The 1,330-nt window shown below is 55.3% G+C and carries 1 protein-coding gene; it reads right to left on the bottom strand.

Annotated elements, in window-relative coordinates; translation table 11 throughout:
• Positions 1 to 271 precede the first annotated feature (271 nt).
• On the bottom strand, positions 272 to 1,297 hold the full coding sequence (locus C2862_RS24990; RefSeq protein ID WP_136223754.1) for an IS110 family transposase: 1,026 nt from the start codon (positions 1,295 to 1,297) through the stop codon (positions 272 to 274).
• Positions 1,298 to 1,330 lie beyond the last annotated feature (33 nt).

The raw sequence follows: 1,330 nt of genomic DNA on the forward strand, positions 1-1,330 counted from the left end.
GTATATGGACTCCTCCTCGTTTGCAAACAATCCGTCTTCAGGCCGTGAGGTACGACTGCTCACGTATATCCGGTCTCGTGCTACCGCACCTGCTCCAGGTGCTGGACCCTGATGGGCTATTCGCGCGCTGACTCCCTATCGCTTTGACGGGCTCGAAGGCCTCAGACGTTATCGGGTTTCATCAGCGCCGGTTCGACCTGTTGGCCATCAAGCGGCTTGTCATGCAATCGTGGTTCGGATACTTCTTCAGTGACTTCTACTGCTTCTGTGCTTAGGTAGTTTGAGGTCGATAATCAGTTCCTTTGGTCAGCATTGCCCATGCTATGCGCGCAGTCTTGTTCGCTAACGCTACCGCGGCGATATTCGGATGTCGTGTCGTTGCGATGCGCATTGCCCAAGTGCTCAGTCGATCTGTTTTGGCCTGAGCCGTTCGAATGACTGCTCGGGCGCCATGCACGAGCAAACTGCGCAGATAGGCGTCGCCTCGCTTGCTAATGCCGAGCAATCGTTCTTTTCCTCCCGAGCTGTTTTGTTTGGGCGTAAGCCCAAACGAAGCAGCCATCTCTCGGCCGTTAGAAAACTGACTTGCGTCTCCGACCGTTGCCAGTAGTGCTGTCGCAGTAAGAGGGCCGATGCCACGCACCTGCTGCAAACGAATCGCTACCGGGTCTCGTCGAGCAATTTGTTCGATCTCCCGGTCGAGTTCTTCGATACGTTCGTCAAGGGTCTGTAGGTCGCGCCACAGTCCACGCAAGAGCCGGCGAAAACGTTCGCTCAACCCGTTCTCTTGATCTTCAAGCCAGAGAGGGATTGCCGACCTCAGATGCAGCAGTTCTTTCGGTGCGACCAATCCATATTCCGACGCCAAGCCACGTAACTGGTTCGATTTCCCTTTGCGCTGATCCATCAGACCCGAGCGGACCCGGTGTACGGCTTGGATATCCTGCTGCTCGACGGTTTTAATTGCGACAAAGCGCATGTTTGGCCGGCTCATGGCTTCGCATATCGCCTCTGCGTCATTAGCATCGTTCTTGTTGCTCTTGACATAGGGTTTAACGAACTGCGGAGCGATCAATTTGACCGTGAAGCCCTTTGCCTGCAGCAGCCGGGCCCAGTGATGTGCGCCACTACATGCCTCCATTCCGATTTCACAGCCCGGCTCAATCCTGTCGAGCAGCGCTTTAATCCAGTCAGCCCGGACCAGCTTGCGCCGCCAGACCGTCTTTTCTGAACGATCTACGCCGTGCAGCTGAAAGACATTCTTTGCCAAGTCGACCCCAACGCGGATAATCTTCATGACGGACTCCTTCTTCCTAAACCGGTAGTGTGG

It is taken from the genome of Massilia sp. Mn16-1_5 (assembly GCF_004798585.1).
In the GTDB taxonomy this organism is placed as follows: domain Bacteria; phylum Pseudomonadota; class Gammaproteobacteria; order Burkholderiales; family Burkholderiaceae_D; genus Telluria.